The following is a 26,765-nucleotide window of genomic DNA, read 5'->3' on the forward strand; positions in this document are numbered from 1 at the left end:
GGGCGCCACGCTAGATCGTGGTGTCGTACTTGACGTTCTTGAGCTGGGTGTTTTCGTAGATGGCTTCCAGCCCGCGTTCCTTGCCGATGCCAGACTGCTTGTAGCCGCCAAACGGCGCATCGAACGACGTCCGCAGGCCGGTGTTGATGGCCACGCTGCCCGACTGCAGGCCGCGCGCCATGCGCAGGGCGCGGCCGCCGTCGCGCGTGTACAGCACCGCGGCCAGCCCGTAGCGCGTGTCGTTGGCGATGCGCAAGGCGTCGGCTTCGTCGCGAAAGCCGATCACGGATTGCACCGGGCCGAAGATCTCGTCCTGCGCGCTCTGCATGCGCGCGTGGGAGTTCAGCAGCAGCGTGGGCGGCACGAAGTAGCCCTTGGCCGTGTCGCCTTCCAGCTTCATGTTGCCGTAATGGACGGGCTGCGCGCCCTCTTCCCGCGCCAGCGCCACGTACTTCTCGACGCGCTGCTTCTGGGCCGCGCTGACCAGGGGGCCCATCTCGGTCGCTGGGTCCGCGGGCGAGCCGATGCGCACGGCGTCCAGGCGCTGCTGCAGCAGGCCAAGGAATTCCTCGCGCACGGAATCCTGTACCAGCAGGCGCGTGCAGGCGATGCAGACCTGGCCGGAATTCTTGATGATGTCGCCCGCGGCCACGGCCGCCGCCTTGTCCAGCGGCGCGTCCTCGAACACGATCAGCGGCGACTTGCCGCCCAGCTCCAGCGTGACGCGCTTGACGTCGGCGGCCGCGGACGCCTGGATACGCGCGCCGGTCACGGTGCCCCCGGTGAACGACACCCGTGATACCAGCGGATGAGTGACCAGCCGTTCGCCCACCGTGGCGCCGGGACCGTTGACCACGTTGATCACGCCGGGCGGAAAGCCGGCTTCCTCGAACAAGCGCGCCAGCGCCATGCTGGACAGCGGCGTCACTTCCGAGGGCTTGAGGATCACCGTATTGCCCGCGGCCAGCGCCGGACCGAGCTTGTTGACGGTCAGCGTCATCGGGTAATTCCACGGCATGATGAGCGCGCACACGCCCAGCGGCTCGCGTATCGTGAAATTGAGCACGTCGGCATTGCCCACCGGTATGGTCTCGCCGCGCAGGGCCGGAATGATGCCCGCGAAGTACTCCAGCGACGCCGGCATGCCCTTGAGCGAATCCAGCGAATGCGTAATGGGCTTGCCCACGTTCAGCGTTTCGATCCAGGCGAGCTTTTCGCGGTCGCGCTCGAACAGGTCGGCCAGGCGCCGCAGCAGCTTGCCGCGCTGCGCCGGCGTGGTCTTGCGCCAGTGCGTTTCAAAGGCGGTGTGCGCAGCCTGCACGGCGGCGTCCACATCTGCCGCCGAGGCTTCGTGCACGCTGGCGAGCACCTGCGCCGTGGCCGGGTTGCAGGTATCGAACGTGCGGCCTTCGGCGCCAGCGCGCCAGTTTTCCCCGATCAGCAGTTCATAGGGGCGGGAATCGATGACATCCATGCGGGCGCTCCTTACGCGGCCATTTGCAGGTATAGGGATTGGATTTCTTCCGGCGCGAGTACGCGCGGATTGATGGGCATGGACGCGCTCAGCATGGCCTGGCTGGCCAGCTGAGCGGCGTCCTGCTCAGACAGCGCCAAGCCGGAAAAGCGCAGGGGAATGCCCGCCAGCCGCGCCAGCGACTCGACCGCCTCGATCAGGGCCAGGGCGTCCTGTTGTTCGTCGCCCGTCGCGGCTATGCCCAGCGCGCGGGCGGCCTCGGCGTAAGGCGCGGCGGCGGTCTGCGCCGTGTGGCGCGCCACCACGCTGAAGATCGGACCCAGCACTTCCGCATGCGCCACGTGGACGCGCGACTCCAGCGGCGTGCACATGGCGTGCACGGCGTCCACCTTGCTCATGCCGATGGCCAGGCCCGCCATATAAGCGCCCATCTGCATGTCGGCGCGCGCGCGCAGGCTGTCCGGGGCGCGCAGCACGTCGGGCAGCGCCCGCATGCACAGGCGCAGGGCCTGCAAGGCCATGGCCTTGCCGACAGGGGAAGGATCGGTATTGATCCAGGCGCCCAGCGCATGCAGCACGGCGTCGAAGCCGCCCTGCGCGGTGGGGCGCGGCGGCAGGCTGAGCGTGAGTTCCGGTTGCAGCGCCACCAGCGCCGGACGGGCGCGCAAGGAACGGTACAGGCGCTTGCGCCCGTCGTCGCCCTGGATCAGCGCGGCCGAGCTGCTTTCGCTGCCGGTGCCCGAAGTCGTGGGCACGGCGATGAAGAGCGGATCGGCGGGCTCGGCGGCGGCGTTCAGCCAGGTTTGCCCACACGGCGCCTGCAATTCGTCGGCATCGAACCCGCCCGCCAGGCAGGCGTAGACCGCCTTGGCCACGTCGATGGCGCTGCCTCCGCCCACCGCCAGCACGCTGGCGCAGCCCTGCTCGCGCGCCATGTGCAGCGCGGCCCGCACCTGGTCCATGGCGGGATTGGGCACCACGCCGTCATAGACATGCCATTGCAGTCCCGGCATGGCGGCAAGCGCCGCTTCGACCGCGGCGCCCGTTGCGCCCCAGGTGCCGGCATCGGTCACCACCAGCGGCAGGCGCAGGCGTGCGCCCGCGGCCGCCAAGGTTCTGGCCAGGGCCTTCCCGCCCCAATGGCAAACGCCAGGCCAGGACATCACGCCCTGGGCCTGTGGCGCACAATCCTGCTGACCGCTCATTCGTCCTCCTGATCTTGCATAATTTGCTATGCGAATTTATAATTCATTTAGTGAATTGATCATAAAAAAGGAGCTTGCCCATGTCAAGAGCCTCGCCTCGCGCGCCCAAGAACGACGCCACCGAAGATTCCGCGGAACCCGACCGCCAATTCGTCACCGCGCTGGCCCGCGGGCTGGACATCCTGCGCTGCTTCAGCGCCGAACGGCGCATGCTGGGCACGACGGAACTGGCCCATCTGACCGGCCTGGCCCAGCCCACGGTCTGGCGGCTGTGCCATACCCTGCAAAAGACGGGATTCCTGACCGCCGTGCCAGGCAAGGACAAGCTGCAACTGGGCATCGCCGCCATCGCGCTGGGCGGCGCGGCGCTGGCGGGGCAGGAAGCGCTGGACATCATCCGGCCCATGTTGCAGGCGCTGGCCGACCGCTATCAGGTCGCGGTGGCGCTGGGACGGCGCGACGGCGACAGCATCGTCTACCTGCTGCGCTGCCAGGGAAATTCGCCGCTGCTGATGAATCTGCGCGTGGGTTCGCGCATACCGCTGTTCCATAGCGCGATCGGCTGGGCCTACCTGGCCTGCTGCTCGCCCGAGGAACGCGAGGCCCTGCTGCAAGAGGCCCGCGCATCCGGCAAGGCCGGCGATGCCACGGAGCAACAGGCCATTGCCGACGCCATCGCCCGGTATCCGGAGCGTGGCTTCGTCTATCACGAGCGCCCCGCCTATCAGATCAACACCGTCGCCGCCGCCATCGAGCTGCCAGCCGGCGAACGCTACGTGGTCAGCTGCGGCGGCCCGGCGGCGCTGCTGCCCCGGCAACTGATGCTCGATGAAGCCGGGCCCACGCTACGGCAGTTGGCGCATGAACTGCAGCCCATCCTGCTGATGGGGAGGCACGTGTGACCCTGCCTCTTGCTCCGGCCATTCCGCAACGCTGGCCCACCCGCATCACCGAACTGATGGGCATACGCTGGCCGTTGCTGCTGGGCGGCATGATGTGGCTGTCGGATGCGCGGCTGGTCGCCGCCATGGTGCGCGCAGGCGGCATGGGTTTCATGACCGCGCGCAGCTCACGCACGGACCAGGACTTCCGGCAGGCGCTGCGCGATTGCGGCGAACTGACGGGCGGCCTGCCGTTCGGCGTCAACCTCACGCTGTCGCGCCGCGCGGCCAATAACGAGTCCATGCTGACGCGGCTGCGCATCGCGCTCGACGCGGGCGTGCGCCTGTTCGAAACGGCGGGCCTGCCGCCCACGCCGCTGCTGCCCGCGCTGCGCGAGGCTGGCGCCATCGTCATCCACAAGTGCGCGCATGTGCGCCATGCCGTCGCGGCGCAGAACATGGGCGTGGACGCAGTCACGCTGGTCGGCATGGAAGAAGGCGGCCACCCCGGCAGCAACCAGCTGCCCACGTTCCTCAACGGCGCCTATGCCCTGGAACAGCTGCGCATTCCGCTGGCGCTGGGCGGCGGCATCGGCCACGGCCGGCAGATCGCCGCGGCGCTGGCCCTGGGCGCCGACGCCGTGGTGATGGGCAGCGTCTTCACGCCAGCGCAGGAGACCCCGGCGCACGCCGCGTACAAGCAGCGCGTGGTCGACACCAGCGAGCACGGTACCCGCGCCGTGCTCGGCAGCCTGGGCGACACCTGGCGCATCCTCGACAACGAAAACGCCCGCAAGGTCGCCGCGCTGGAACAGGCGGGCGCCAGCAGCTACGCGGACTTCGGCGAACTGATCAGCGGCGAACGCACCCAGGCCCTCGCCTATCAGGCGGGCCAGCATGAAGAAGGCATGCTGTCCATGGGTCCGGCGGTGGGCTTTGCCCGCGGCATAGAACCCGTGGAAAGCATCGTCCTGCGGCTGCAGCGGGAATGCGTGCAGGCCAGCGAGCGCTTCATGCGCATGGTCGATTCCGCCTGATTTCCCGCCCGTGCCAACGGGCCGTTCCACACCCCTCGCATCCCTGCCCCGCCCTGCGCGCGGCAGGGATTTTTCATGCGCCTGCGCGAACAGATCTGGCATCGGGCCGCAAGCCCGTTATTGCGGCGCTCCCGAGGCCGCAGTATCATCAATTCATTAAACGAATTATTAATTCGCAATGCGAATAACAAACGGATCACCCAAGAATCCGTCCGCGCAACGCAAGCGCGCTCAACCCAGAAAAACAGGAGACAGGAATGAAGTTCAGCAAGATGGTTGCGGCAGCCCTGCTGGCCGCGGGATTCGCGACGGCGGCCTCGGCCGCGGAATGGCCGGACAAGCCGATACGCGCGGTGATCGGTTTTGCGCCCGGGGGACCTTCCGACATCGCGTTCAAGATGATGCAGGACGAGCTGAGCAAGAAGCTCGGCCAGCCCGTCATCCCGGAATACAAGCCTGGCGCCAACGGCAATCTCTCGCTGCTGGCCGCGGCCAGCGCGCCCGCCGACGGCTACACCATCCTCTGGACCAATGCGGCCACCATCGCCGTCAACCAGTACCTGTACAAGGACCTGAAGATCGACCCGGCCCAGGCCTTCGCGCCCGTCGCGCAACTGACCGATTCGCCGCTGGTGGTGGTGGTGCCCAAGGATTCGCCCTACCAGACCATGGCGGACCTGATCAAGGCGATCAAGGCGGACAAGCAGGCGACGATCACCTACGGATCGCCGGGCTACGGCAGTTCGGCGCACACCGCGGCGTCCTCGCTCGCGCTGGCCTTGAACACCAAGCTCACGCACGTGCCGTACAAGGGCAGCGCGCCCGCGCTGCAGGACCTGGTCGCCGGACGGTTGACCTTCATGATCGACAGCCGCTCCAGTTCCCTGCCCTACATCAAGGACGGCATGCTGCGCCCCCTGGCGGTCAGCGGCGCCACCCGCGTCAAGGATCTGCCGGACCTGCCCACCATCGCCGAGTCCGGCGTCCCGGGCTTCAAGGTCACCACCTGGCAGGCCGTGGTCGTCCCCGCCGGCACGCCCAAGCCCATCATCGACAAGCTGGCCCGGGCGCTGGAAGAAACCGCCGCCATGCCCATCGTGCAGGAACGCTTCGAACGCATCGCCACCCCGCTGGTCAGCAGTTCGCCCGAAGCGTTCGCCAAATTCTGGGCGGAGCACCGCGAGGTCACCCGCGACCTGGTGGAACGCGCCAACCTGAAGCTGGAGTAAACGCATGAGCAACATCGACCTGACGCCCGAACAACAGGAGCTGCAGCACAGCATCCGCCGCTTCATGCTGGCGGAAGTGGCGCCCATCGTCGCGCAGCACGAAAAGGCGCGGACCTTTCCGTTCGAACTCATGCCCAAGCTGGCGGAGCTGGGCTACCTGGGCGGCAACCTGCCCGAAGACCAGGGCGGACACGGCATCGACATGCCCACCTGGGCCATGATGATGGAAGAGCTGGGCTACCACTGGCTGTCGCTGCGCACCATCGTCAACATCACCAACGGCTCCATCAAGCGCCTGGCCGCCCACGGTTCACCGGCGCAGAAAGAGAAGTACCTCAAGCCGCTGATGGCCGGCCGCCTCAAGGCCTGCACAGGCCTGACGGAGCCGAACACCGGCTCCAACATCGCCGGCATCCAGACGCGGGCCGACCTGGTCGGCGACGAGTGGGTGCTGAACGGCCGCAAGCTGTGGATCACCAACGGCTGCGACGCCGACTTCGCCATGGTGGTGGCGCGCACCTACAGCCCCACCTGCGAGGGCAAGCTGTCGACCTTCATCGTCGAACGCGCCCTGGCCAACTATGACGTGCGCAAGCTCGACACCATGGTGCTGCGCTGCACCGGCACGGCCGAACTGGGCTTCGCCGACGTGCGCATCCCCAAGGAAAACCTGGTCGGCGTCGAAGGCGCGGCCCTCGCCGGCACGCTCAAGGGCCTGGATGCCGCGCGCCTGAACATCGCCATGGGCGCCGTCGGCGCCGCGCAGGCGGCCCTGGACATGTCCATCGACTACGCGAAACAGCGCGAACAGTTCGGCCGCCCCATCGGCAGCTTCCAGCTGGTGCAGAAGCACGTCGTAGACATGACGGTCCGCGTCGAAGCGGCGCGCGCCCTGGGCATGCGCGCGGCCCATGCGCTGGAAGCGGGCAAGGACGTGCGCCAGGCCTGCTCCATCGCCAAGCTCTACGCCACCGAGGCCGCCCACGAAGTGGCCAACATGGCGCTGCAAGTGCATGGCGGGCTGGGCTACTCGGAGGAATATCCGATCGAGCGCATCTTCCGGGATACGCGCGGCGGCATGATTCCCGAAGGCACGACGGAGATCCAGACGCTGATCGCGGGGCGGGAGATCCTGGGGATGAACGCGATAGCCTGACGGGCGGAGCGCCAGCCCTCAGCCATCCCGCTCATGATTGGTGATGAAGTCCGGCGGCAACGCCGGGCCCCACACATAAAGCGAATCCTCCGGCGGATAATCCCCCGACGGCCACTTCTGTCCTTCGGCGATGAAGTCGATGTCGTACGAATACTCGGCGTAGCTGCCCCAGGGATCGCGCACGTAGCGGAAATAGTTTGAACCCAGCACGTGCCGGCCCACGCCCCAGCCGTCCCCATACCCCGCCGCGCCCATCTGCTCCATGCCTTGCCCCACCGCATCGATGGACGGCACGCACCAGCTGCTGTGATGCAGGCCCAGGCCATGCGACTTGGCCAATGCGATCAGGTGATGGTCGCTGCCGTGCGGACTGTGGATGAAGGCGATGGCATCGCCCGAGGTATCCGACACGCGCAGTCCAAGCGCATCCACGTAGAAGCGCGTGGCCCGAACCACGTCGGCGCTGAACAACAGGATGTGCGACAGATACAGCGGCCGCACCTGCCGCACCTGGCTGCGCGCGGGCGCGCGGCCGGCGCCGCCGCTGGCCTGTGGCGGCTCTTGCGGCGCGGGGGCCGACGGTGAAGACTTGGCTGCAATCCGCAATTGCAGAGCCAGCCCGTCGGGCGCCTCAATCCAGAGCCCTGCGGGGTCGGCGTCCTGCGGCGCGTCGCGGCGGGCGATACCCAGGCGGTCCAGATGCACGGCGAACCGTTCCAGGTCGTCCGCGTGGATCCCCATGCTCACCCACAGCAGACGCTTGCGTACGCCCTTCAAGATGCGCGCCCAGCGGTGCGGATGGCCATGGGTGTACAACGCCAGGCAGCCGTTCTCATCCCGCACGTCCAGGCCGAAACTCGAATAAAAGCGCCTGGCCTCTTCGAGATCGGGAACGCTGAACACGAACTCGTCCACCGAGTGCACGGCGAGCGGCGCTGTCTGCGCATTGGATTGCATGTCTGTCTCCAAGAATCTTGTTCTGGTTGCGGCAGGCTGCCCTGCGCTCATTGCTCGACGGCGACCTTCTGCGCCAGACCCTGGTACAGCGCCGTCTCCGTCTGGTAAAAGTCCCGCATGTCCGCCACCGAGTTCTGCGCCACCAGCTCCATACCCGTGGAAACAACATACTCGCGAAACGCGGCGTCTTCCATGGCCTGGACGATCGCGCGGTTCAGGCTGGCAACGGTCGCGTCCGGCGTATTGGCCGGCACCAGAAAGGCGATCCACGTGCCGTACACGAAATCCCGCAACTTTTCGCTGGATGCGGACAAGGGCGGCACTTGGGGCAGCTTGGGACTAGGTGCGGCGCCGGTCGTCGCGTAGGCCCGTATGCGGCCGGACTCGATCAGGTCCAGCGTCGACCCGCCCAGCGGCAGGAAGCTCAGTTCTATCTGACCGCCCATCAGGTCCTGCGTGACGGGCGGAACGCCCCGGTAGACGACGTGGTTGAGCTTGAACTGGCTTTGCCGCGCCCATTGCTCGCCCAATAGGTGGATCATCGAGCCCGGACCGATATGTCCGAAGTTCAGTCCCTTGTCTCCCTGGGCCTGCGCCAGTTGGGTCAGTTCGCCCAGGTTCTTGGCCGCGACCGCGTTGCCGCCGGTCAGGATGTAGGGCAGCCGCGCCACCACCGCCACCGCGCGCAGGTTCTCCGCCCGGTACTTCACATGCTGCATCGTGGCCGGGGTCAGGATGGGTTCGGTCTGGGACGCGATCAACAGCATGCGTCCGTCCGCTGGCGCATTCAGCACCCGTTGCGTGCCGATGGAACCGCCCGCCCCGGGTTGGTTCTCGACGATGATGGTCCTGCCCAGCGCGGCCTGCAGCAGCGGCTGCAGCTTGCGCGCCACGCCGTCGGTGGGATTGCCCACCGGCTGCGGAACGACGATGGAGACGGGCGGCGCGTCGGCCTGGGCTTGCGCGTTCGCGCACGCCAGGATGCCGATCAGGAACTGCAGACTCGCGGCCACGCCGCTACGCAGTGCTTTCATTGCAGGCCTTTCTGGTTGGACTCGTTGGAAAGCCAAAGCTGCCGGGGATCTGGAATCCCCGCCACGGCATCACTCAAGTTGCAGGCGCGACACCATGGGGCCGAACTGGACGAACTGACTTTTCAGCAAAGCGCTCATCTGCTCGGGACTGGAACCGCTGGCCTCGGCGCCCAGTTCGGCAAGGCGCTGGCGGATGGCGGGCTGCTGAACGGCCTTGGACACCGCCTGGCCGATACGCGCCACGACGGCGTCGGGCGTCTGCGCCGGGGCGAGCAAGCCGTTCCAGCCCTCGGTATCGATGCCGGTAAAACCCAGTTCGCTGACAGTGGGCGTGTCCGGCAGGGACGGCGAGCGTTGCGGCGAGGTGACCGCCAGCGCGGTCAAGGATCCGGCCCGGATGTCGCTCAGCGACGAAGACAATTGGTCGCCGCCCATCTGGATGCGGCCCGCCAGCATTTCGCCCTTCAAGGGCGCAGCACCCTTGAAGGGCACGTGCGTCATCGACGCGCCCGTCTGTTCCTGGAACCACATGCCGAACACGTGAATGTACGAACCGGGTCCCGTGGAACCGTAGGCGTAGTGGGTCGAAGGATTCTTTTTGAGCAGTTCCGCGAATTCCTTCAGGTTGCGGGCCGGCACCGAAGGCGTGGAAGTGATGACCAGCGGCACGTTGGCCACCACGCTCACGCTGCGCAGGTCGGCCAAGGGATCGAAGTTCAGCCGCTTCGCGCCCTGCGCCACCAGGGCGGCCAACGGATAGGAGATGTTGGCCATCAATACGGTATAGCCGTCGGGCGCCGCCTTGGCGACGGCATCGGCGCCCAGCAGCCCGCCCACGCCCGGACGGTTCTCGACCACCACCGGCTGCCCCAGCTCTTGCGACATGGGCGTTGCGATCAGCCGCGCGATCAGGTCGGTGGTTCCTCCGGCGGCAAACGGCACCACGATCTTCACCGGCCGCGCCGGCCAATCCGCCGCGCTGGCCACGCCCAGGCTGGACGCCAGGCCTGCGGCCAGCAACAGCCTGGCCCAACGGCGCCGGGCGGGATTGCTCACGGACGACTTCACAAAAGCAGTTGCGATTCGCATGTCTGGAGTTCCAAGAGTAGATCGTGGCCGTGCGCCCCGGCGCGCGGATGGCGCCGGGGCCGCTGGATGCGTGGTGAGAAACCTAGGCGGACGGCGCCTCGTCGCGGATGCGGTTGCGCAGCGTACCGATGCGCTCGATGTCCACCTCTACCGTGTCGCCGTCCTTCATGTAGAGCTTGGGCGTGCGCCCGAAGCCCACGCCGGCGGGGGTGCCGGAGAAAATGATGTCGCCGGCCTGCAAGGTAATGGCCTCGCTGACGGTCGAGATCACGGTAGCCACATCGAACAGCATGTCGCTGGTGTTGGACGATTGCATGGTTTCGCCATTGAGGCGGGTCTCGATCCGCAACCCGCTACCGCCCGCCGGCAGTTCGTCAGCCGTGACCACGTATGGCCCCCAGGTGCCCGTGCCGTCGAAGTTCTTGCCCACCGTCCACTGCGGCGACTTGAACTGGTATTCGCGCACCGAGATTTCGTTGCCCACGGCGTAGCCGAACACGTGGTCCAGCGCCTGTTCCTTGGCGATCCGGCGTCCGCCCTTGCCCAGCACCACGACCATTTCGCCCTCGTAGTCCAGCGTATCGCTGATGGCCGGACGCTCCACCATCGCGTCATGCGCGCCCAGGCTGGTCGACACGCGCAGGAACAGCGTCGGGTAATCGGGCTGGTCGTACGGGCTTTCCTTGGTGTGGTCGGCATAGTTCAGGCCGACGCACAGGATCTTGGGAGGTTCGATCGACGGCGACAGAAAGGTCGCGGCAGCCGGATCGATGAACTGCGTGGCCGCGGCTGCCATGCGCTCCAGATCGGCCAGCGTCTTGCCCTGGCGCAGCAGCGTACCCAGATCGACGCCTGGAGCGGACAGCAGCGCCAGGCGGCCCTGCACGAGTGCGGCGGCGCGAGGCGCGCCGTCGATTTGTAGGGTGGCCAGTTTCACGTGATCTCCTGATGGATGAGGGTTGAACGAAGAATATGTAATTCATAAAAATATATATATTCTGGTTTTCCCTGGATAACTTGAGCTTCATAGATAAAAACCTTATCGTTTCGCATGACCTCCGTTTCCACACCTTTCCGGACTGCGGCATCGGCCCTGGCCAATGACATCCGCGCAGACATCATCACGGGCAGCCTGCCCCCGGGGGCACGCCTGCGCATCAAGGATCTCTGCGAACGCTACGACAGCGGCGCGATCCCGCTGCGAGAGGCGCTTTCGCGCCTGGCCACCAGCGGATTCGTGGTCGCGGAAGACCAGCGCGGCTTCCGCGTGGCGGACGTGTCGGCGGAAGAACTGCTGGACATCACCGAAACCCGGATCCACATCGAATGCGAAGCGCTGCGCCGCGCTATCGCGCTCGGCAGTCTGGACTGGGAAGAGCGGCTGGCCGGCGCGCACTACCGTCTGAGCCGCCTGCCCCTGCACGCTACGGACGGCTCCGGCTTGTCGGCTGAATGGGAACAAGCGCATTCCGCTTTCCATTCGGCGCTGATCAGCGGCAGCGATTCAAAGTCGCTCATCGCCATCGCCGAGCTGCTGCGCGACCAGACCGCGCGCTACCGCTACCTGTCGGTGCAGCTGAATTCCGGGACCAAAGCCGCCTCCGGCTCGAAAAAGGGCAAGGAACGCAACGTCGCCGACGAACACCGCAAGCTGCTGGAAGCCGCGCTTGCCCGCGACGCCGATACCGCCGCCAAGTTGCTGGCCCAGCACCTGCGCCAGACCACGCAGCTGGTGCTGGCCCAAATCCCCAGCCATTAGAAAGCTCCCCGCCTTGCGCCGGGCTGTCGGTCTTCCCAGGGAGCCGCCTCGCTACTCACGTCAAAATCACAACCTACCAAAAGTAAGTTACTATCGGTAGGTTAATTATTTTGATGGAGTGTAGACGCCATGCATGCGCTAATCGTTGTTGCACATCCCGATCCCGCGTCGCTGACCCACGCGGTGGCGCGACAGGTCGCTGAAGGAATTTCCGCTGCCGATGCCGGGCATACGTTCGAAGTCGCAGACCTGGCCGCCGAAGGTTTTGACCCTAGGTTCACCCAGCCGGACGTCGCGCTGGCCATGGGCAAGGGGGAGCCCCTGCCGGAAGTCGCCGCGGAACATGCGCGGCTTGAACGCGCCGATGCTCTGGTGCTGGTCTACCCCGTGTACTGGTGGTCCTTCCCGGGCTTGCTCAAGGGCTGGATCGACCGGGTGTTCACCCAAGGCTGGGCCTACGAAGATGCGGACGGCAAGCTGGTCAAGAAGCTGCAACGCCTCAATGTGCATCTGGTCGCTCTGGGCGGCGCCAACCAGCGCACCTATGCGCGGCACGGCTACTTCGGCGCCATGAAGACGCAGATCGACCACGGCATCTTCGGCTACTGCGGCGCCAACGTCGCCACCTCGGAATTGCTGCTGCCCTCCGACGCGGGCTTTCCCGCCGCCCATCTCGACGCCGCCCGGACGATAGGCCAGAAGATTTTCTCCTCGCGTGCTGTAATCCACGAGGAGGAAGTCCAACAATCATGACCGCAAAGATGCCAAGCCCCGCCAGAGCCAACCCGCAGCGCCGCCTGTCGCGCGACGAGCGCCAACGCCAGTTGCTGGACGTCGCCTGGAAGCTGATCAGCGACGAAGGCACGGACGCCCTGACCCTGGGACGGCTGGCCACGGAAGCCGGCATCACCAAGCCCGTGGCCTATGACCACTTCGGCACGCGCAACGGGCTGCTGGTGGCGCTGTACCAGGACTTCGACGTCCGCCAGACCGCGCTCATCGACGCCGCGATCGCCGCCAGCAAGCCGGCCTTGAAAGAAAAGGCCCGGGTCATCGCAGCGGGCTACATCGAATGCGTCATGACGCAGGGCCGCGAGATTCCCGGCGTGCTGGCCGCGCTGGGCGGCTCCCCGGAACTGACTGCAGTAAAGCATCAATACCAGCAGGCCTTCATCAAGAAATGCCAATCCATACTTGCGCCTTACGCCGGATCCGCGGGAATATCGCCGGCCAGCATGTGGGCGATGCTGGGCGCGGCTGACGGCCTGGCGCACGCGGCCGTGGCTCAGGACATCAGCGTGGATCAGGCGCGCGACGAGTTGATGGATACCATCATGGCGATGGTCAAACGCAGCAAGTGAATCAGCGCAGCGGCATCGCCACCGGACGCAGCGGCGCCGCATCGCCGCCGCGGATCTTCAGCGGCCCGCCGATGAAGGCGAATTCATAGACCTGGTCGCGCGACAACTCGTCCAGCGCCGCCAGCTCGATGATGGGCACGCCCTTCTGCGCCAGCAGATAGGTATGCAACGGCACATAGTCGTCGGACACCTCTGAAGGGAAGGTCTCGAAACTGAGGTTGTCCGCCCCCAGAATCATGGCGCCGCCCTCCTCGACCAGATAACGCGCCGCGTCCAGGCCCATGCCCGGCGGCTTGGCCATGTAGGCCGCCGGATCGTTGTACAGCTTCATGCGGCCAGTGCGGATCAGGACGATGTCGCCTTCGCGCAGCTCGGTCTTCTGGCGCGCCAGCGCGGCTTTCAGGTCCTGCCGGGTAATGCGGTACTGATCGGGAAGCATCTCCACGCCCTTGAGCGCGGCCACGTCGATCAGCACGCCACGCGCCACCAGCGGCGGGAATTTCTCGATGCCCGTGCGCTTCCAGCCGCGGTCGCCCAGATGCTCGTCGGCCCGGAAGCCGTTCCAGATCTTGCCATGGATGCCGAAGTGGTTGAGCGCATCGATATGCGTGCCGGTGTGGCTGTACATCGAGAACGCCGTGCCGGTGTAGCTGCGCATGGCGTTCATGTCGCGGCCCACGCCCATGGGATCGTCGACTTCGGTGCCGCGCGGCGTGTGCGTCATCCAGAACTGGTAGTGCGGATCGCCCGCGTCCTGCCAGCTGGGCATGCCCACGTAGTATTCCGTGGCCAGGTCATAGACCTTGCCGCCAGCCACGCGCGACATTACCGCGGCGCGCGATTCGGGCGTGATCAGGTTGAGGCGGCCGATCTCATCGTCCGGTCCCCAGGGGCTGATGCCCACCTCCTGTCCGGAGGCCGGCGCCCGGGCGGGCGCGCCGTGCGCGAGCGCGTTGAAGCTGAGGGCGGCGCCCAGCGCCAGGCCGAGCAATTTTTGGGTGTAACGGGTAGTCATGATGCACCTTGTGCGTTTGGCTTCCGTCCCGCGGACGGAAAAATGGAAAGAAGGAAGACGTGGGCGACGCGCCGATACCCGGCGATCAGGCCTCGACCGCGGCGGGCATCAGCGCCCGCAGCCTGTCCCGCAGATCGGCCGTGGACATGGTGTGCAGACGGGCCCGGTGCGGCCCGGCTATCAACGTGGGTATGGAGTCGATGGCCAGCCGCGCGGCGGCGGCGCGATCGGCCTGCACGCGTAGCAGGGCTTCGTCGCCCTGCATGAGGGCGGCGAATTCGGCCCGGTCATGGCCCAGCCCTGCTGCGATGTCCAACAGCACGGCGTGATCGCCGACATTACGGTGCTCGCTCAGGTGGGCATGCTGAATCGCGTCGAACATGTCCCAATGGCCCGCGTCGCCGGCCAGCAGATGCGCGGCCTGGCAAGCCAGCGCGCCGGCCATCCCGCTGGGGTAATCGAATGATTCGGCGCGCATGCCCTCGACGTCGATGCGGGGCAGGTCTTCATGGCGGGCGCAGGCTTCCCAATGGCCCAGGATCACCTGCTTGGCGCGCGGCATCGAGCCGAACACCTGGCACATCTGTTCAGGCGATTCCTGCAGCACGAAGCTGCGCTGGCGCACGGCAATGCCCAGTTCGGCCGCGACCTGGCGCAGGCGGGGAGACATGACATAGCACCAGCCGCAAACCACGTCATGGAAGAAGTCCACGGTCAGCGGCGCGGCGGGTGCGTAATTGGAGGTCGAAGTCATGATGGCGTCCATCTCGTTTCAATGGACGCCAGCTTAAGGACGGGCCGGCGCGAGAATAAGGGGTCCGCCGGCAGGACTTTATTCGCTGCGCGTCAACAATCGCCGCGCATGGCCGCCGGCAGATGGTCCGCCATGAAATCCACAAAGGCCTTGACCTTGGGCTGCAAGTGGCGGCTGGTCGGATAGACCGCGTAGACATGGCGAGGCGCGGCGGGCTGTTGGGGTAAAACGCGCACCAGCCTGCCGCTGGCGATGGCGGGCGCGGCCAGGAACGACGGCAAGGCGCCTATGCCCAGCCCCTCTTCCAGCAGGTCCCGCAGCATCAGGCTGTTGTTGACCTGCACCAGCGCGGGTCCGGCCAACGGATCCGCCTGCTGGCCTGCATCCTCGTCCGCAACCGCGCCAGGGCTTTCGGCCAAGGTATAGCTGAGGATGTCATGCCCGCGCAGCGCGTCCACGCTTTCCGGAGTGCCGCGGCTGTCGAGGTAGGACGGCGCCGCGCACAGCACCTGCGTCAGCGACGCCAGCCGGCGCGCAATCAGCGAAGAATCGTCCAGTTGCGCGCGCAGCCGTATGGACACGTCAAAGCCCTGTCCCACCGCATCGACCAGCCGGTCTTCCATCGCCAGGTCCAGGCGCAGTTCCGGATATTGGCGCAGAAAGCGCGCCAGCAGCGGCGTCAGCACGCTCAAGGCAAACGAGACCGGCGCGTTCACGCGCAGCCGCCCCGACACCAGGCGGGACTCGCGCCTGACGGATTTTTCCAGGGCGTCCAGTTCGTCCAGCAGCCGGCAGCATTCGGCGTAATAGGCCGCGCCCGTGTCGGTCAGGCTCATCTTGCGGGTGGTCCGCTGGATGAGCACGGCCCCCAGGTGGGCTTCCAGCGCCCGCAACTGCTTGCTGAGCCCGGCGGACGACATATCCAGCGCCTCGGCCGCCTTGGCCAGGCTGCCCAGTTCGACGATGCGCCGGAAGGCGCGCATGTAGTTGAAGGTGTCCACCTGCGTTCAACCGCCGTCCGGCCGCGCCGCCTCGACCAGGTTGTCGCGCAGCGCGACAACCTGCTCCCTCAACGCCGCGAACTGATCGCCCGTGAGACCGCAAGCATCGCTCAGGTTGATGCTTGCGGTCTTCTCGCGCAAGCGCCGCCCTTCGTCGGTCACGCGCACCCGGACCAGCCGCTCGTCCACCGAGTCGCGCACGCGTTCCAGATAGCCCATGCCTTCGAGCTTCTTGAGTATCGGCGTGAGGGTGTTGGATTCAAGAAAGAGCTTTTCGCCCAGGCTGCCGACCGTCTGATCGTCCTCTTCGAAGAGGGCAATCATCGTCACGTACTGCGTGTAGGTGAGCCCGAGCGCGTCGAGGATGGGGCGGTACACGCGGCCGAACGCCAGGTTGGTCGAATAAACCGCGAAACAGAGGAATTCCGCCAGCTTTCTCTGGGATGGATCGTTTGGGGTCTTGGGCTTCATGTGCACCTCGGTATCTGGTCTGCCTGATGGCGCCACTTTACATCGCATGCGATGCAGTCGTAAACGATTTGATACGAATTTCCTCGCTTCAGCCTCTTGACGCCGGGACTCGCGCTTCTTACCATGCGCTTCAATCGCATTCGATTTAATCGAATCCGATTTAAATTCCAACTGACAAGGAAGTTCCCCATGCCCGCCCGTATCCAGAAAGTCCTTTTGACCGGCAAGACCCATACGACCCTCTCTCGCAACTATGTCTCCCAGGGCGGCGAGGAACGGCTCGATATCCGTCTTTCGACTCCCAACAACCCGGGCCTGGTCCAGGCTTTCGAAGACATCCAGCCGCATCCGACCGCCGAGCAGCTTTTCGCGGGCGCCTGGTCCGCCTGCTACACCAGTGCGCTGGACGTCATTGCCAAACAGATGAAGGTGCAACTGCCGAACGATCGCGCGGTGGACGTGGAAGTGGATCTGGGCATGGCGGGCAGCGCCTACCTGCTCCAAGCCCGCTTCAACGTGTTCCTGCCCGGATTGGGCCAGGCGCTGGCCGAGCAGATTGCCCACGCGGCCGATGAAATCTGCCCGTACTCGAAAGCCACGCGGGGCAACATCGATGTGACCCTCAACGTCCATGCGGCCTGAAGGGGAACCGACATGCGCAAGCTCCTGCTCGTACTCATCCTGTTTGCCGGCGGACTGGCGCATGAGCTGCGCAACCCGCTGAGCTGCCAGACCATCACGGCGCGCAACGACAGCGGCGCGCGCCGGCAAAAGCGCGAGTCCTGACTCTCGCGCCCCTCTCTCCTTGCGTCGCGGTGCCTACCCATGCTGATCATTCTTGTAGCTTTTCTTGGCGGCGTTCTCACCATCGTGAGCCCCTGCATCCTGCCCATCCTGCCCTTCGTGTTCGCACGCGGATCAGGTTCATTCCGGACCCATGCCTTGCCGCTGCTCGCGAGCATGGCCGTCGCATTCGCGGCGGTCGCCAGCCTGGCGGCGTTCGGTGGCGCCTGGGTCGTGACGCTCAATGAGGGCGCGCGCTACGCCGCGATGGCACTGTTGGCGCTCTTCGGACTTGCGTTGCTGTTGCCCGCCGTGGGCGACTGGATGAGCCGGCCGCTGGTTGCGCTGGGCAATCGCCTGGCAGGAGCGCCTCCCGGCTCGCCGCGCGCGGCCGGGCTGCTTTCCATCGGGCTGGGCCTGGGCACCGGCCTGCTGTGGGCGCCGTGCGCCGGCCCCATCCTGGGACTGCTGCTTACCAGCGCGGCGCTCAACGGCGCGAACATCCAGACTTCCTTGCTGCTGCTGTCATTCGCCTGCGGCGCGGCGGTGGCGCTGGCCGCGGCGCTCTGGCTCGGACGCGGCATGGCCGCGACGTTGCACCGCTTCCTGCCTGCGGCCCAAGGCCTGCGCAGGGTGGCCGGCGCCGCCGTCATGGCCGCAGTTGCCGTGTCCGCGCTCGGATGGAACCCGGCGCTTCTCTCCAGCGCCTCTGCCTCGGGCGCAGCGCGGCTGGAGCAGCAATTGGTCGAACAGCTACGCCCGAATAATCCGGCCAAGACGTTCGCAGCCGCGAACGGTCCGCTGGCATCCCTGCAGGATGCCAACGGCTGGCTGAATTCCGGACCGTTGGACGCCGCCGATCTCGATGGCAAGATCGTGCTGGTCGATTTCTGGACCTATTCCTGCATCAACTGCCTGCGCACGCTCCCCTACCTGAAGGCCTGGCACGACAAGTACAAGGATGCCGGGTTGGAAGTGATAGGCGTGCATTCGCCTGAATTCGCTTTCGAGAAGAGCGCCTCCAATGTGCGCCGGGCGGTCGCGGACCTGGGCATTCAGTACCCCGTCGCCCTGGACAACGAGTTCCGGATTTGGAGAGCGTTCCGCAATCAGTCCTGGCCCGCCTTCTATCTGCTCGATGGCCAGGGCCGCGTGCGGTACACGGTCGCGGGCGAGCACGTTTACCAGCAGACGGAACACGTGATCCAGCGCCTGCTTGCGGAAGCGGGCCGGACGCTGCCCGACGCCGATGCCGCCCGGCCCGCGGCGCGCGGCGTGGAAGCGCCGCCGCAGTGGTCGACGCTGCGTTCGGGCGAAAGCTACCTGGGCTATGGCAAGGCCACGAGCTACGCGCCGGGCGGCACGCCGATCAGGCAGCATAAGGACGCGGTCTACCAGCCCGCGGGCGAACTGGGCGCCAACCAATGGACGCTGGCCGGATCATGGCGGCTGGAGCCGGAACTTGCGGTGGCCACAGGCGCCAACGGCCGCGTCATCCAGCGCTTTCATGCGCGCGACCTGCACATGGTGCTGGGCCCTGCGGCGGACGGCCGGCCGGTGCGATTCCGCGTCACGCTGGACGGCCGGCCGCCGCTGGCGGATCACGGGGCCGACATCAATGAGCAGGGAGAGGGCGTCATCGAGGGGCACAAGCTTTATCAGCTGGTGCGGCAACAGACGCCGGACCGGGACCGCGTGTTTCAGATCGAGTTCCTGGACCCGGGCGTTGAAGCCTACGCCTTTACTTTCGGCTGATGCGGGGCTGTGCGCCGGAACGGCCTTGCCCCGCCGGTTTGGCACTCCCACGCCAGGTCTTGAAGTTGTGTCTATTAATTTCGATTTTGACCGAATAGCGGAACAAAGAACCGCCATGTCGCGACAGTGACGCCAACAGGGTGGCGAATACGCAGAAAATCAGCGGTCGAGACAGCAACCGAAGAAGTTAGAAATAATGCGAAATAAATTGCACTACCCCCTCCGCTAAGGTCGAGCTAGCCATTGACTTGGAGGAGAGCGAGCATGAAGGCCATCGGTTCTGCTGCGATTCTGTCCGCGACTATCGGCTTATCCCTGCCCGCCGCGGCCCCCGCTCAGGTCTACCAGAACGGGACCGCGACGGCGACTTTCAATGTTTCCCTGACGGTGCAGGCAAACTGCACGATTGCGGCCGATCCGCTGGTCTTTCCCTCTACCGGCCTCTTGAGCGCCGCGGTGAATCAGGAAACTACAGTCAGGGTCACCTGCACCAACACCACGCCCTACAACGTAGGCCTGGACGCCGGCACGGCGGCGGGCTCGACGATCGCGAATCGCCTGCTCGTGGGCACCGCGCCAGGCAACACCACCACCAGCGTGGGTTATCAGCTCTACCAGAATGCAGGCCGCACGACGATCTGGGGCAACACGCAAGGCACGGACACGGTGGGCGGCACCGGCACGGGCGCGGCCCAGACGCTGACCGTCTACGGCAGGGTGCCGCCCCAGGCCGCCCCCAAGCCGGATATGTACCAGTCGACGGTCACGGCCACCGTCTACTTCTGACCGCGGATCGACATGACGACGCTTGGGATCGTACGCCAGGCGGCGGGGGCCTGTTTGTTCGGCATGGCGCTGCAAGCGCATGCCGCCAGCCTGCAGATCTCGCCGGTAATCCTGAACCTGGACGGCGCGGAACGCGCCGCCAGCATGACCTTGCGCAACGAAGGCGCCGAACCGATCTATGGCCAGGTCCGCGTGTACGCATGGAGCCAGACCACGACCGAAGACGTGCTGCAGGAGACCTCGGACCTGGTGGCCAGCCCCCCGATGATCCAGATCGCGCCGGGCGGCACGCAAGTCGTGCGCCTCTTGCAGCCCGAGGCCGCCAAGCGGCCCGGCGAAGCGTCGTACCGCCTGATCATCGACGAAATCGCGCCACCCGATCCTTTGCGCGCAACGGGCGTGCAAGTGCGGCTGCGCTATTCGGTGCCTGTGTTCGTGGGCGCGGCCCCGCAAACTCCCGCGCAGCGGCACCTGACCTGGACCCTGGTGCGCAACGGTCCCGACTGGGCCCTGCGCGTCGACAACAGCGGCACGCACCGCGCGCAGCTCAGCGACGTGGCACTGGTATTCAACGGCCAGCGCCGCAGCCTGCGGGACGGCCTGCTCGGCTACGTCCTGGGCGGCAGCGCGCGCCAGTGGCCCCTGCCCTTCCAGCCCGCCGTGCACGGGGCGGTCACGGTCAACGCGCGGGTGAACAGCGTTCCCGTCCAGGCCGACGTGCAAGCCGATACAGGGAAGTGAAACATTGCACGCGCGCCATGCAGCTGACTCTGATGCTCGCCGCCGCAGCGGTCCATGGCGGTGCGCGCGCGCAATCCGCCCCTGAGACCGCCGTGGGACTGGCGGCCATCGACGTCTATCTGAACGTCAGCATCGGCGGCCAGCCCAGCCATCGGATCGCGCGATTCGAAGACGAGCATGGCCGCCTGTCGGCTCGCGGCGCGGACTTGCGCAGCCTGGGGATCGATACCCATGCCTTGGGAATAGCAGACGATGCACGGATTCCCCTGGAAGAGATCCCCGGCCTGAAGTACCGCTACGACGCGGCCGCGCAAGACGTCGATCTCGACCTGCCGGACCGGTACCGCATCGCGAACCGTATCGATGCGCGGGGCTTGAATCCCGTCGCAGCGGCCACGGCGGATCGCGGCCTGCTCATCAATTACGATCTTTATGCACGCACCGACCGCGACAATCCGCTGGCGATCTGGAGCGAACAACGCTATTTCGACCAATATGGGGTCTTCAGCAATACAGGCACGGCTTACCTGTATCGCGACCTGCGGCGCTATGTCCGCTTCGACTCCAGCTGGACCCACTCCGACCCCGCCACATTGACGGCCACCCAGGTGGGCGACACGATTTCCGGATCGCTGGCCTGGTCGCGCTCCATACGCATGGGCGGCCTGCAATGGCGGCGCAATTTCTCATTGCGGCCCGACCTGGTCACGTTCCCCATGCCGGACTTCGCCGGCAGCGCCGTGGTGCCGTCCTCCGTCGATGTCTATATCAACAACATCCGCCGCTATTCGGGTGACGTCCCCAGCGGCCCCTTCGTGGTCGACAACGTCGCGGGCATCACGGGTTTCGGGCAGGCAAACGTCATCACGCGCGACGCCCTGGGCCGGCCCGTGTCGCAGTCGGTGCCCATCTACATCGATACGCGGCTGCTGGCGCAAGGCATGTCCAGCTATTCGGTCGAAGCGGGCTTTCTGCGCCGCGCGTATGGCTGGCGCTCGTTCGACTACAAGGACGATCCCGCCCTCAGCGGCACCTGGCAATACGGCGTCTCGAACGCACTGACCGTTGAAGCGCATGGCGAAGCCAGCGCCGGCCTGTACAACGCGGGGGCCGGCATGCTGGCCAAGCTGGGCATGGCGGGCGTCGTCAACGCGTCGCTGGCCGGCAGCCTGGGCAGGAACAGCGGCCTGCAGGTGGGCCTGGGCTATCAGTACGTGGACGAGCGCTACTCCATCGACATACAGAGCCTGCGCGCGATTTCCGACTACGCCGATCTGGCGGCCAACGACGGCATCCCCGTATCGCGCGCCAGCGACAGGGCGACGCTGGCCGTGCCCCTGGGCGGCGGGCAGACCGTATCGCTGAGCTATATCGGCCAACGCTATCCGGGCGTCGACGCCGCCCACATCGGTTCAGTGGCCTACACCACGCGGCTGGGCAACCGCGCCACGTTGAGCGTGAGCGCCTACCAGGACTTCAACGACAGCGACAGCCGCGGCGCGTTCCTCAGCCTGGGCATCACCCTGGGCGAAACCTCGTTCAATGCCATGGCCGGACGCCAGGACGGCGGCTCATACACCAACGCCAGCGCAATCCGCAGCCCCGATTACGGCGGCGGATTCGGCTGGGGCGTGCAGGCCGGCACCTACGAGGCGGGCCGCTACGAGCAAGGCTGGGGCCGCTACCTGGGACGCTACGGCGAGATCACGCTGGGCGCGCAGCGCTACGACGGACGCACCACGGGAGAGCTCGACGTGAATGGCGCCTTCGTGTTCATGGATGGCGCGGCGCAAGCGTCCCGGCGCATCGACGACGGCTTCGCGCTGGTCTCCACCGGCGAACCCGGCCTGCCCATCCTGCATCAGAACCGGGTCATCGGCCATACGGGCTCGAACGGCCGCCTGGTGGTGCCGGACCTGAACAGCTACCAGACCAACACGCTGGAACTCGACGGCATGGACCTGCCACCCAACGCGCAGGTGTCGGCCTATGCGCTCGACGTCGTGCCCCAGTCCCGATCCGGCGTGCTGGCGGAGTTCGGCATCACCCACGAGGCCGCGGCCACCGTCGATCTCGTGGACGGCAACGGCAAGCCGCTGCCGGTGGGCGCGCGGGTCGTGCACAGGGAGAGCGGGTCCGAGGGCGTGGTGGGCTACGGCAGCCAGACCTTCGTGCGCAACCTGGGCAAGCGCAATCATCTGGACGTCCAAGGTCCGGATCTTGCCTGCACGGCGCGGTTCGACTTCCAGGCCCCCGCCGACGGCAGCCTGCCGCGCCTGGGGCCGGTGGCATGCGTGGAGGCCCGGCCATGAAAACACTGATGGCCGCATTGCTGCTGGCGGCCCTGTGGCTGGGCGGGAACGGCGCGCATGCGCAAACTTGCACCGTGTCCATGACACCCATCACGTTTCCGAACTTCAATCCGGTGCTCGGCGCATCGGTAACGCAGACCGGCACGCTGACGGCGACCTGCACCTGGGGCCTGCTTACCCCGGGATATGCCCGCGTGTGCGTGAATCTGGGCATCGGCGGCGGATCGACCGTGCAAGACCCGCGGCAGATGGCCAATGGCGTCAATCGCCTGCAATACCGGCTATCGCCGAACTCCTCCATGAGCCCGCTGTGGGGCTCGGCCGCCAACGGATCCACGCCCGTCATCATCGACCTCACCCAGCCCCTGCTAGGCAGCCAGGCCACCGTCAACCAGCCCATTACCGGGCAGATCCTGTCAGGCCAATACACGGTACCCACAGCCAACAACGCCACGACCGCGTACTCGGAAACTTTCACCGGCGTGGCAACCTTCGACTACGGATTCTCCATCCTGGTCCGGCCCGCCTGCTCGTCGCTGACCACTCGCGGCAGCTATAACTTCACGGTACGCGCCAACGTGACCAACAACTGCACCATTTCCGCCTCCCCGTTGAACTTCGGGTCGATGGCTGACTTTCGCTCGGCGCGCCTGGCGAATACGACGCTGGCGGTGCGCTGCACGAACAACGACGCCTACCGGATACGCCTGAATGGCGGCCAGAACGGCACCGTAAGCCAGCGCTACCTGCGAGACGCCACCGGCACGCGGCTGGTAAGGTATGACCTGCACACGTCGGCGGACCGCACGATCCCCTGGGGCGACGGCACCGCGGGCACCGCCTTCGTCACCGGCACGGGAACCGGCAACATCCAGCAGGTGCAAGTCTATGGACGGGTGCCCGCGCAGACGGCGCCACCCCCCGGGCAATACAGCGACGTGGTGACCGCGACCATCGAATTCTGAGGGTCAGAACACCACTGTCCAGTATTGGTCGCCCCCCGCCCGCTGCGCATGCCAGGGAGTTCCCTGGGAACATCGCACCGCGGGACGAGCCGGTCCCTGGCTGACCGTGCAGAGGCTGGGAACCGTGAAGCGCACGAGCATCGGCGCAAGCGGCGCGGACTTTGCCTGCTGGGCCGCCAGCCCGATGCTGCCTGCAAGCAAGAGTCCCAACGCAGGGAGGACAAATTTGGAGGTCATGAAAAAGCTCCAGACCAGAGTTGAGCCATCTGCACTAACGGCGACGCGCCGGATTTCTTAAGCGCGGCACGACTTCGCCCCCAATTTTTTGCCCAGATCGCACAGGAGATTCACTAGTGGTTAGATCCGCAACGACAGCATCGGTTCATTTCCCGCCTGCCGTCCTGGCAGCCCCATTGCGGCGGCGCCGACGGCCCAGGCCCTGGCTGGCGGCCCTGCTGGCGACAATGCTGTGTTGCCTTGCCCTTTCCTGGCAAGCCCAGGCCGCGGGGCTGCTACAGCCGCAAGCCGCGGCGGCGTCTTCCTCGGCGCTGACTCCGGCGGCCCTGGCGGACTTGCTGGAGAATCCCGAAGCGCGCAAGGCGCTGGTGGATGAGTTGCGCGCGCAGGCCACCGGCGCAAAGCCTGCCGCTTCCCGTCCCGCAGGCGCGGCCCCTGCGTCCGCGCAGCCCGCCGAACCCGGGTTGCAGGAACGCATGGCCGACAACGTCCAGCGCTTCCTGACCGGCCTTGCGACCGACATGGGGCAGGGCGTGGAAGACATGCGCGCACTGGCCTCGGGCAGCAGCCTGCGCATGGACGGCGACGCCGCGGGCCATGCCCTGAAGCCTCTCGCCCTGGCCGCGGCCGCCACCATCCTCGCCTTCATCCTGCTGCGGATGATCGCCATGTACGTCTACGGACGCATCGACCGCTGGGTCGCCGAACAGCGCCACGCTCCCGAAGCGCCGCCCAAACGCGGCGCGCCTGCCTCCATGCGGGTGCTGTACCGGCGCGCCGGAGCCATCGTGGGCGCGCTGGCCATCGATGCCGGCGTGGTGGTGCTTGCCGCCATGGCAGGCGGCGCCGCAGCCCTGTGGAGCACGCCTGGCCGCGGCACGCTGGACACGCTGGCCGCGGTATTCCTGCGCGCCTTCGTCTCGGTGGAAATCGTCAAGGTGCTGGTCCGCACGGTGTTCGCCGTCAAGCATCCGCACCTGCGCCTCTTGCCCATGACGGATGACAACGCCAGGTACTGGAATGCGTGGCTGCTGCGCATCGCCACCGCGGCCGGCTACGGCACGCTGCTGATCGATCCCGTGGTCTCGGCCTCGCTGTCGCCCGCGCTGGGGCGGCTGGCCAACCTGCTGATCATGCTGGCCGTGTACGTGTATGCGGTGCGCGTCATCTGGCGCAACCGCCAGACCGTGCGCGGGCACCTCGACCGGCGCGCCGCCAGCGCGACGACGTTCATGGGCTCGCGGCTGCACATTCTGGCGCGCGTGTGGCATGTGCTGGGCATAGGCTACTTCACCATCCTGCTGGTCGTCAGCCAGGTAGACCCGACCAACGCCCTGCCCTTCATGGCCCGCGCCACCGCGCAGACCCTGCTGGTCATCGGCGTGGGCAGCCTGCTGATCCTGCTGCTGAACACCGTGCTGGCCAAACCCATCAGACTGCCGGACGACCTGCGCAAGCGCCTGCCGCTGCTGGAGGCGCGCGTCAACGCCTATGTGCCCGCCACCTTGAAGCTGGTCGGCCTGATCATTCGCATCGTGCTGGTGCTGCTGGTCCTGGACGCGTGGCGCGCTTTCGACCTGTCGCGCTGGCTGGCCTCGGATGCCGGCGGCGCCGCCATCCGGATGACGGTGAACATCGTCATCGTGCTGCTGATCGCGGCGCTGGCCTGGACCGTGATCGCCAGCATCATCGAGCATCGCCTCAGCCAGAGCGAAGGTCGCGGCATGCCCAGCGCGCGCGAGCGCACCCTGCTGGCGCTGTTCCGCAACGCGGCGCTGATCGTCATCGTGACGATGACGTTGATGGTGCTGCTGTCGCAGATCGGCATCGACGTCGGACCGCTGATCGCCGGCGCCGGCGTGGTCGGCCTGGCCATCGGTTTCGGCGCGCAGAAGCTGGTCCAGGACATCATCACGGGCGTCTTCATCCAGCTTGAAAACGGCATGAACGAGAACGACGTGGTGCAGGTCGCGGGCGTATTCGGCACGGTGGAGAAGATGACGATACGCTCGGTGGGCATCCGCACGCTGGACGGGGGCTACCATCTGGTGCCGTTCTCGTCCGTGGACGTCGTCGCCAACCACATGCGGGACTTCTCGTACCACCTGGGCGAATACACCATCGCGCATCGCGAGAGCGTGGACGACGCCATCGTGCATCTGCGCGCGGCCTTCGCCGAGCTGATGACCGACACGGTGCTTGGGCCCGAGATCCTGGAAGACATCACGGTCGCCGGGGTCACCGCGGTCAACGAGAAGGGCGTGACCATCCGGATCCTGATCAAGACCACGCCGGGCATGCAGTGGGCCGTGCAGCGCGGCTACAACCGCCTGCTGAAGAAGCACTTCGACGCCGCCGGCATCGAACTGCCCTACCCGCACACCGTGGTGTACTTCGGCCAGGACAAGCGGGGCTATGCGCCGCCGGCGAATGTCTTCGTGCAAGCCGAGCGGCCCGACGAAGGCGAGGACGCCCGCGCCGCCGGCCACACCCGGCGCCCGCTGGAACCCGCGCCGCGTGGCGAGGACTCGGCCGAGGTGCTGGGCAACGAGCTGGAGGCGCGCGAGGAAGGCGAAGCGCCGCGCACGTAGCCATACGCCAAGAGCATCCATGGGCCCGGCCAGGCAAGGGGCGTCCGCCCCTTGTCGCGGGCGCGCTTACGCATTGACCGCGACGTCATATTTTGATAATTTCTTAACAAATTATGTCATCGCCGAATTGCCCTGCGCAGGGTGCTCCGCGGCGCTCCGGAGCCAGCACCGC

At 66.6% G+C, this 26,765-nt stretch carries 26 protein-coding genes; 15 read left to right on the forward strand and 11 right to left on the reverse strand.

Features of this window, described 5'->3' with window-relative positions; translation table 11 throughout:
* Window positions 1–10: 10 nt before the first annotated feature.
* Together IB258_RS13830 and IB258_RS13835 are read right to left on the reverse strand one after the other, a co-directional pair.
* Window positions 11–1,474: an aldehyde dehydrogenase gene (locus IB258_RS13830; protein WP_175160293.1), complete on the reverse strand. Its 1,464-nt coding sequence runs from the start codon at window positions 1,472–1,474 to the stop codon at window positions 11–13.
* 11 nt (window positions 1,475–1,485) lie between these two features.
* Window positions 1,486–2,679, reverse strand: a complete 1,194-nt coding sequence (locus IB258_RS13835; protein WP_192352732.1) for an iron-containing alcohol dehydrogenase family protein — start codon at window positions 2,677–2,679, stop codon at window positions 1,486–1,488.
* An 80-nt stretch (window positions 2,680–2,759) separates the two neighbouring features.
* Between IB258_RS13835 and IB258_RS13840 the strand changes: the two genes are divergently transcribed.
* The 4 genes from IB258_RS13840 to IB258_RS13855 all read left to right on the forward strand — a co-directional run bounded on the left by IB258_RS13840 (window position 2,760) and on the right by IB258_RS13855 (window position 6,982).
* Window positions 2,760–3,581: an IclR family transcriptional regulator gene (locus tag IB258_RS13840; protein WP_192352733.1), complete on the forward strand. Its 822-nt coding sequence runs from the start codon at window positions 2,760–2,762 to the stop codon at window positions 3,579–3,581.
* Window positions 3,578–4,597: a nitronate monooxygenase gene (locus IB258_RS13845; RefSeq protein ID WP_192352734.1), complete on the forward strand. Its 1,020-nt coding sequence runs from the start codon at window positions 3,578–3,580 to the stop codon at window positions 4,595–4,597. Before IB258_RS13840 ends, IB258_RS13845 begins: the two co-directional genes overlap by 4 nt.
* A gap of 257 nt (window positions 4,598–4,854) precedes the next feature.
* A complete protein-coding gene (locus IB258_RS13850) occupies window positions 4,855–5,826 on the forward strand; it encodes a tripartite tricarboxylate transporter substrate binding protein (RefSeq protein WP_054451843.1) in 972 nt (323 codons plus the stop codon).
* A 4-nt stretch (window positions 5,827–5,830) separates the two neighbouring features.
* On the forward strand, window positions 5,831–6,982 hold the full coding sequence (locus IB258_RS13855; RefSeq protein ID WP_192352735.1) for an acyl-CoA dehydrogenase family protein: 1,152 nt from the start codon (window positions 5,831–5,833) through the stop codon (window positions 6,980–6,982).
* Window positions 6,983–7,000: 18 nt separating this feature from the next.
* Here the strand turns inward: IB258_RS13855 and IB258_RS13860 are convergent, their stop codons facing one another.
* The 4 genes from IB258_RS13860 to IB258_RS13875 form a co-directional block, all read right to left on the reverse strand.
* Complete coding sequence (locus tag IB258_RS13860; RefSeq protein ID WP_192352736.1) at window positions 7,001–7,939, reverse strand: VOC family protein; 939 nt, start codon at window positions 7,937–7,939, stop codon at window positions 7,001–7,003.
* 47 nt (window positions 7,940–7,986) lie between these two features.
* Window positions 7,987–8,973, reverse strand: coding sequence for a tripartite tricarboxylate transporter substrate binding protein (locus tag IB258_RS13865; RefSeq protein ID WP_192352737.1), 987 nt, complete (start codon window positions 8,971–8,973; stop codon window positions 7,987–7,989).
* Window positions 8,974–9,042: 69 nt separating this feature from the next.
* Entirely contained in the window at window positions 9,043–10,062 is a 1,020-nt protein-coding gene (locus IB258_RS13870) for a tripartite tricarboxylate transporter substrate binding protein (protein WP_119451885.1), read from the reverse strand.
* Between the two features lie 82 nt (window positions 10,063–10,144).
* Window positions 10,145–10,999, reverse strand: a complete 855-nt coding sequence (locus IB258_RS13875) for a fumarylacetoacetate hydrolase family protein (RefSeq protein WP_192352738.1) — start codon at window positions 10,997–10,999, stop codon at window positions 10,145–10,147.
* A gap of 114 nt (window positions 11,000–11,113) precedes the next feature.
* Between IB258_RS13875 and IB258_RS13880 the strand changes: the two genes are divergently transcribed.
* The 3 genes from IB258_RS13880 (at window position 11,114) to IB258_RS13890 (ending at window position 13,182) form a co-directional block, all read left to right on the forward strand.
* The gene (locus IB258_RS13880) at window positions 11,114–11,821 is read left to right on the forward strand and encodes a GntR family transcriptional regulator (RefSeq protein ID WP_054451849.1); all 708 of its coding nucleotides are present in this window, start codon (window positions 11,114–11,116) and stop codon (window positions 11,819–11,821) included.
* A 129-nt stretch (window positions 11,822–11,950) separates the two neighbouring features.
* Entirely contained in the window at window positions 11,951–12,574 is a 624-nt protein-coding gene (locus IB258_RS13885) for an NAD(P)H-dependent oxidoreductase (RefSeq protein WP_119451884.1), read from the forward strand.
* Window positions 12,571–13,182 (forward strand): TetR/AcrR family transcriptional regulator, encoded by a 612-nt coding sequence (locus IB258_RS13890; RefSeq protein WP_192352739.1) that lies wholly within the window; start codon window positions 12,571–12,573, stop codon window positions 13,180–13,182. Before IB258_RS13885 ends, IB258_RS13890 begins: the two co-directional genes overlap by 4 nt.
* A gap of 1 nt (window position 13,183) precedes the next feature.
* Here IB258_RS13890 and IB258_RS13895 read toward each other — a convergent pair whose 3' ends face one another.
* The 4 genes from IB258_RS13895 to IB258_RS13910 form a co-directional block, all read right to left on the reverse strand.
* A complete protein-coding gene (locus tag IB258_RS13895) occupies window positions 13,184–14,197 on the reverse strand; it encodes a cyclase family protein (protein WP_054451852.1) in 1,014 nt (337 codons plus the stop codon).
* An 85-nt stretch (window positions 14,198–14,282) separates the two neighbouring features.
* On the reverse strand, window positions 14,283–14,963 hold the full coding sequence (locus IB258_RS13900) for a DsbA family protein (RefSeq protein WP_199728347.1): 681 nt from the start codon (window positions 14,961–14,963) through the stop codon (window positions 14,283–14,285).
* Between the two features lie 80 nt (window positions 14,964–15,043).
* A complete protein-coding gene (locus tag IB258_RS13905) occupies window positions 15,044–15,952 on the reverse strand; it encodes a LysR family transcriptional regulator (RefSeq protein WP_054451853.1) in 909 nt (302 codons plus the stop codon).
* A 6-nt stretch (window positions 15,953–15,958) separates the two neighbouring features.
* Window positions 15,959–16,423, reverse strand: coding sequence for a MarR family winged helix-turn-helix transcriptional regulator (locus IB258_RS13910; protein ID WP_054451854.1), 465 nt, complete (start codon window positions 16,421–16,423; stop codon window positions 15,959–15,961).
* Window positions 16,424–16,612: 189 nt separating this feature from the next.
* On the opposite strand from IB258_RS13910, the gene IB258_RS13915 reads away from it, so the two are divergent.
* From IB258_RS13915 to IB258_RS13940, 7 genes are all read left to right on the forward strand, one after another.
* Window positions 16,613–17,065 carry an Ohr family peroxiredoxin gene (locus IB258_RS13915; RefSeq protein ID WP_175212561.1) on the forward strand — a complete coding sequence of 151 codons (453 nt, stop codon included), beginning with the start codon at window positions 16,613–16,615 and terminating at the stop codon, window positions 17,063–17,065.
* Between the two features lie 12 nt (window positions 17,066–17,077).
* The gene (locus IB258_RS30505; protein ID WP_255423697.1) at window positions 17,078–17,209 is read left to right on the forward strand and encodes a hypothetical protein; all 132 of its coding nucleotides are present in this window, start codon (window positions 17,078–17,080) and stop codon (window positions 17,207–17,209) included.
* Window positions 17,210–17,248: 39 nt separating this feature from the next.
* Window positions 17,249–18,961: a redoxin domain-containing protein gene (locus tag IB258_RS13920; protein WP_192352740.1), complete on the forward strand. Its 1,713-nt coding sequence runs from the start codon at window positions 17,249–17,251 to the stop codon at window positions 18,959–18,961.
* Between the two features lie 264 nt (window positions 18,962–19,225).
* Window positions 19,226–19,747, forward strand: coding sequence for a spore coat U domain-containing protein (locus IB258_RS13925; protein WP_192352741.1), 522 nt, complete (start codon window positions 19,226–19,228; stop codon window positions 19,745–19,747).
* A 12-nt stretch (window positions 19,748–19,759) separates the two neighbouring features.
* Complete coding sequence (locus tag IB258_RS13930) at window positions 19,760–20,488, forward strand: molecular chaperone (RefSeq protein ID WP_192329309.1); 729 nt, start codon at window positions 19,760–19,762, stop codon at window positions 20,486–20,488.
* A 32-nt stretch (window positions 20,489–20,520) separates the two neighbouring features.
* Complete coding sequence (locus tag IB258_RS13935; RefSeq protein WP_119451913.1) at window positions 20,521–22,800, forward strand: fimbria/pilus outer membrane usher protein; 2,280 nt, start codon at window positions 20,521–20,523, stop codon at window positions 22,798–22,800.
* Complete coding sequence (locus IB258_RS13940) at window positions 22,797–23,765, forward strand: spore coat U domain-containing protein (protein WP_158598584.1); 969 nt, start codon at window positions 22,797–22,799, stop codon at window positions 23,763–23,765. Before IB258_RS13935 ends, IB258_RS13940 begins: the two co-directional genes overlap by 4 nt.
* Before the next feature lie 3 nt (window positions 23,766–23,768).
* On the opposite strand, the gene IB258_RS13945 is transcribed toward IB258_RS13940, so the two are convergent.
* On the reverse strand, window positions 23,769–24,002 hold the full coding sequence (locus tag IB258_RS13945; protein WP_054451866.1) for a hypothetical protein: 234 nt from the start codon (window positions 24,000–24,002) through the stop codon (window positions 23,769–23,771).
* A 227-nt stretch (window positions 24,003–24,229) separates the two neighbouring features.
* Between IB258_RS13945 and IB258_RS13950 the strand changes: the two genes are divergently transcribed.
* Complete coding sequence (locus IB258_RS13950) at window positions 24,230–26,593, forward strand: mechanosensitive ion channel domain-containing protein (protein WP_192352742.1); 2,364 nt, start codon at window positions 24,230–24,232, stop codon at window positions 26,591–26,593.
* Window positions 26,594–26,765: the final 172 nt, after the last annotated feature.

The sequence above is a fragment of the Achromobacter sp. ACM02 genome (assembly GCF_014851605.1).
Taxonomy (GTDB): Bacteria; Pseudomonadota; Gammaproteobacteria; order Burkholderiales; family Burkholderiaceae_B; genus Achromobacter; species Achromobacter aegrifaciens.

Coding starts and splice junctions, on each gene's coding strand:
- IB258_RS13950 (WP_192352742.1), top strand. CDS start 24,230: ATGCTGTGTTGCCTTGCCCTTTCCTGGCAAGCCCAGGCCGCGGGGCTG.
- IB258_RS13940 (WP_158598584.1), top strand. CDS start 22,797: ATGAAAACACTGATGGCCGCATTGCTGCTGGCGGCCCTGTGGCTGGGC.
- IB258_RS13880 (WP_054451849.1), top strand. CDS start 11,114: ATGACCTCCGTTTCCACACCTTTCCGGACTGCGGCATCGGCCCTGGCC.
- IB258_RS13840 (WP_192352733.1), top strand. CDS start 2,760: ATGTCAAGAGCCTCGCCTCGCGCGCCCAAGAACGACGCCACCGAAGAT.
- IB258_RS13890 (WP_192352739.1), top strand. CDS start 12,571: ATGACCGCAAAGATGCCAAGCCCCGCCAGAGCCAACCCGCAGCGCCGC.
- IB258_RS13930 (WP_192329309.1), top strand. CDS start 19,760: ATGACGACGCTTGGGATCGTACGCCAGGCGGCGGGGGCCTGTTTGTTC.
- IB258_RS13920 (WP_192352740.1), top strand. CDS start 17,249: ATGCTGATCATTCTTGTAGCTTTTCTTGGCGGCGTTCTCACCATCGTG.
- IB258_RS13910 (WP_054451854.1), bottom strand. CDS start 16,423: ATGAAGCCCAAGACCCCAAACGATCCATCCCAGAGAAAGCTGGCGGAA.
- IB258_RS13855 (WP_192352735.1), top strand. CDS start 5,831: ATGAGCAACATCGACCTGACGCCCGAACAACAGGAGCTGCAGCACAGC.
- IB258_RS13945 (WP_054451866.1), bottom strand. CDS start 24,002: ATGACCTCCAAATTTGTCCTCCCTGCGTTGGGACTCTTGCTTGCAGGC.
- IB258_RS13850 (WP_054451843.1), top strand. CDS start 4,855: ATGAAGTTCAGCAAGATGGTTGCGGCAGCCCTGCTGGCCGCGGGATTC.
- IB258_RS13835 (WP_192352732.1), bottom strand. CDS start 2,679: ATGAGCGGTCAGCAGGATTGTGCGCCACAGGCCCAGGGCGTGATGTCC.
- IB258_RS13870 (WP_119451885.1), bottom strand. CDS start 10,062: ATGCGAATCGCAACTGCTTTTGTGAAGTCGTCCGTGAGCAATCCCGCC.
- IB258_RS30505 (WP_255423697.1), top strand. CDS start 17,078: ATGCGCAAGCTCCTGCTCGTACTCATCCTGTTTGCCGGCGGACTGGCG.
- IB258_RS13830 (WP_175160293.1), bottom strand. CDS start 1,474: ATGGATGTCATCGATTCCCGCCCCTATGAACTGCTGATCGGGGAAAAC.
- IB258_RS13895 (WP_054451852.1), bottom strand. CDS start 14,197: ATGACTACCCGTTACACCCAAAAATTGCTCGGCCTGGCGCTGGGCGCC.
- IB258_RS13925 (WP_192352741.1), top strand. CDS start 19,226: ATGAAGGCCATCGGTTCTGCTGCGATTCTGTCCGCGACTATCGGCTTA.
- IB258_RS13865 (WP_192352737.1), bottom strand. CDS start 8,973: ATGAAAGCACTGCGTAGCGGCGTGGCCGCGAGTCTGCAGTTCCTGATC.
- IB258_RS13900 (WP_199728347.1), bottom strand. CDS start 14,963: ATGGACGCCATCATGACTTCGACCTCCAATTACGCACCCGCCGCGCCG.
- IB258_RS13935 (WP_119451913.1), top strand. CDS start 20,521: ATGCTCGCCGCCGCAGCGGTCCATGGCGGTGCGCGCGCGCAATCCGCC.
- IB258_RS13885 (WP_119451884.1), top strand. CDS start 11,951: ATGCATGCGCTAATCGTTGTTGCACATCCCGATCCCGCGTCGCTGACC.
- IB258_RS13860 (WP_192352736.1), bottom strand. CDS start 7,939: ATGCAATCCAATGCGCAGACAGCGCCGCTCGCCGTGCACTCGGTGGAC.
- IB258_RS13915 (WP_175212561.1), top strand. CDS start 16,613: ATGCCCGCCCGTATCCAGAAAGTCCTTTTGACCGGCAAGACCCATACG.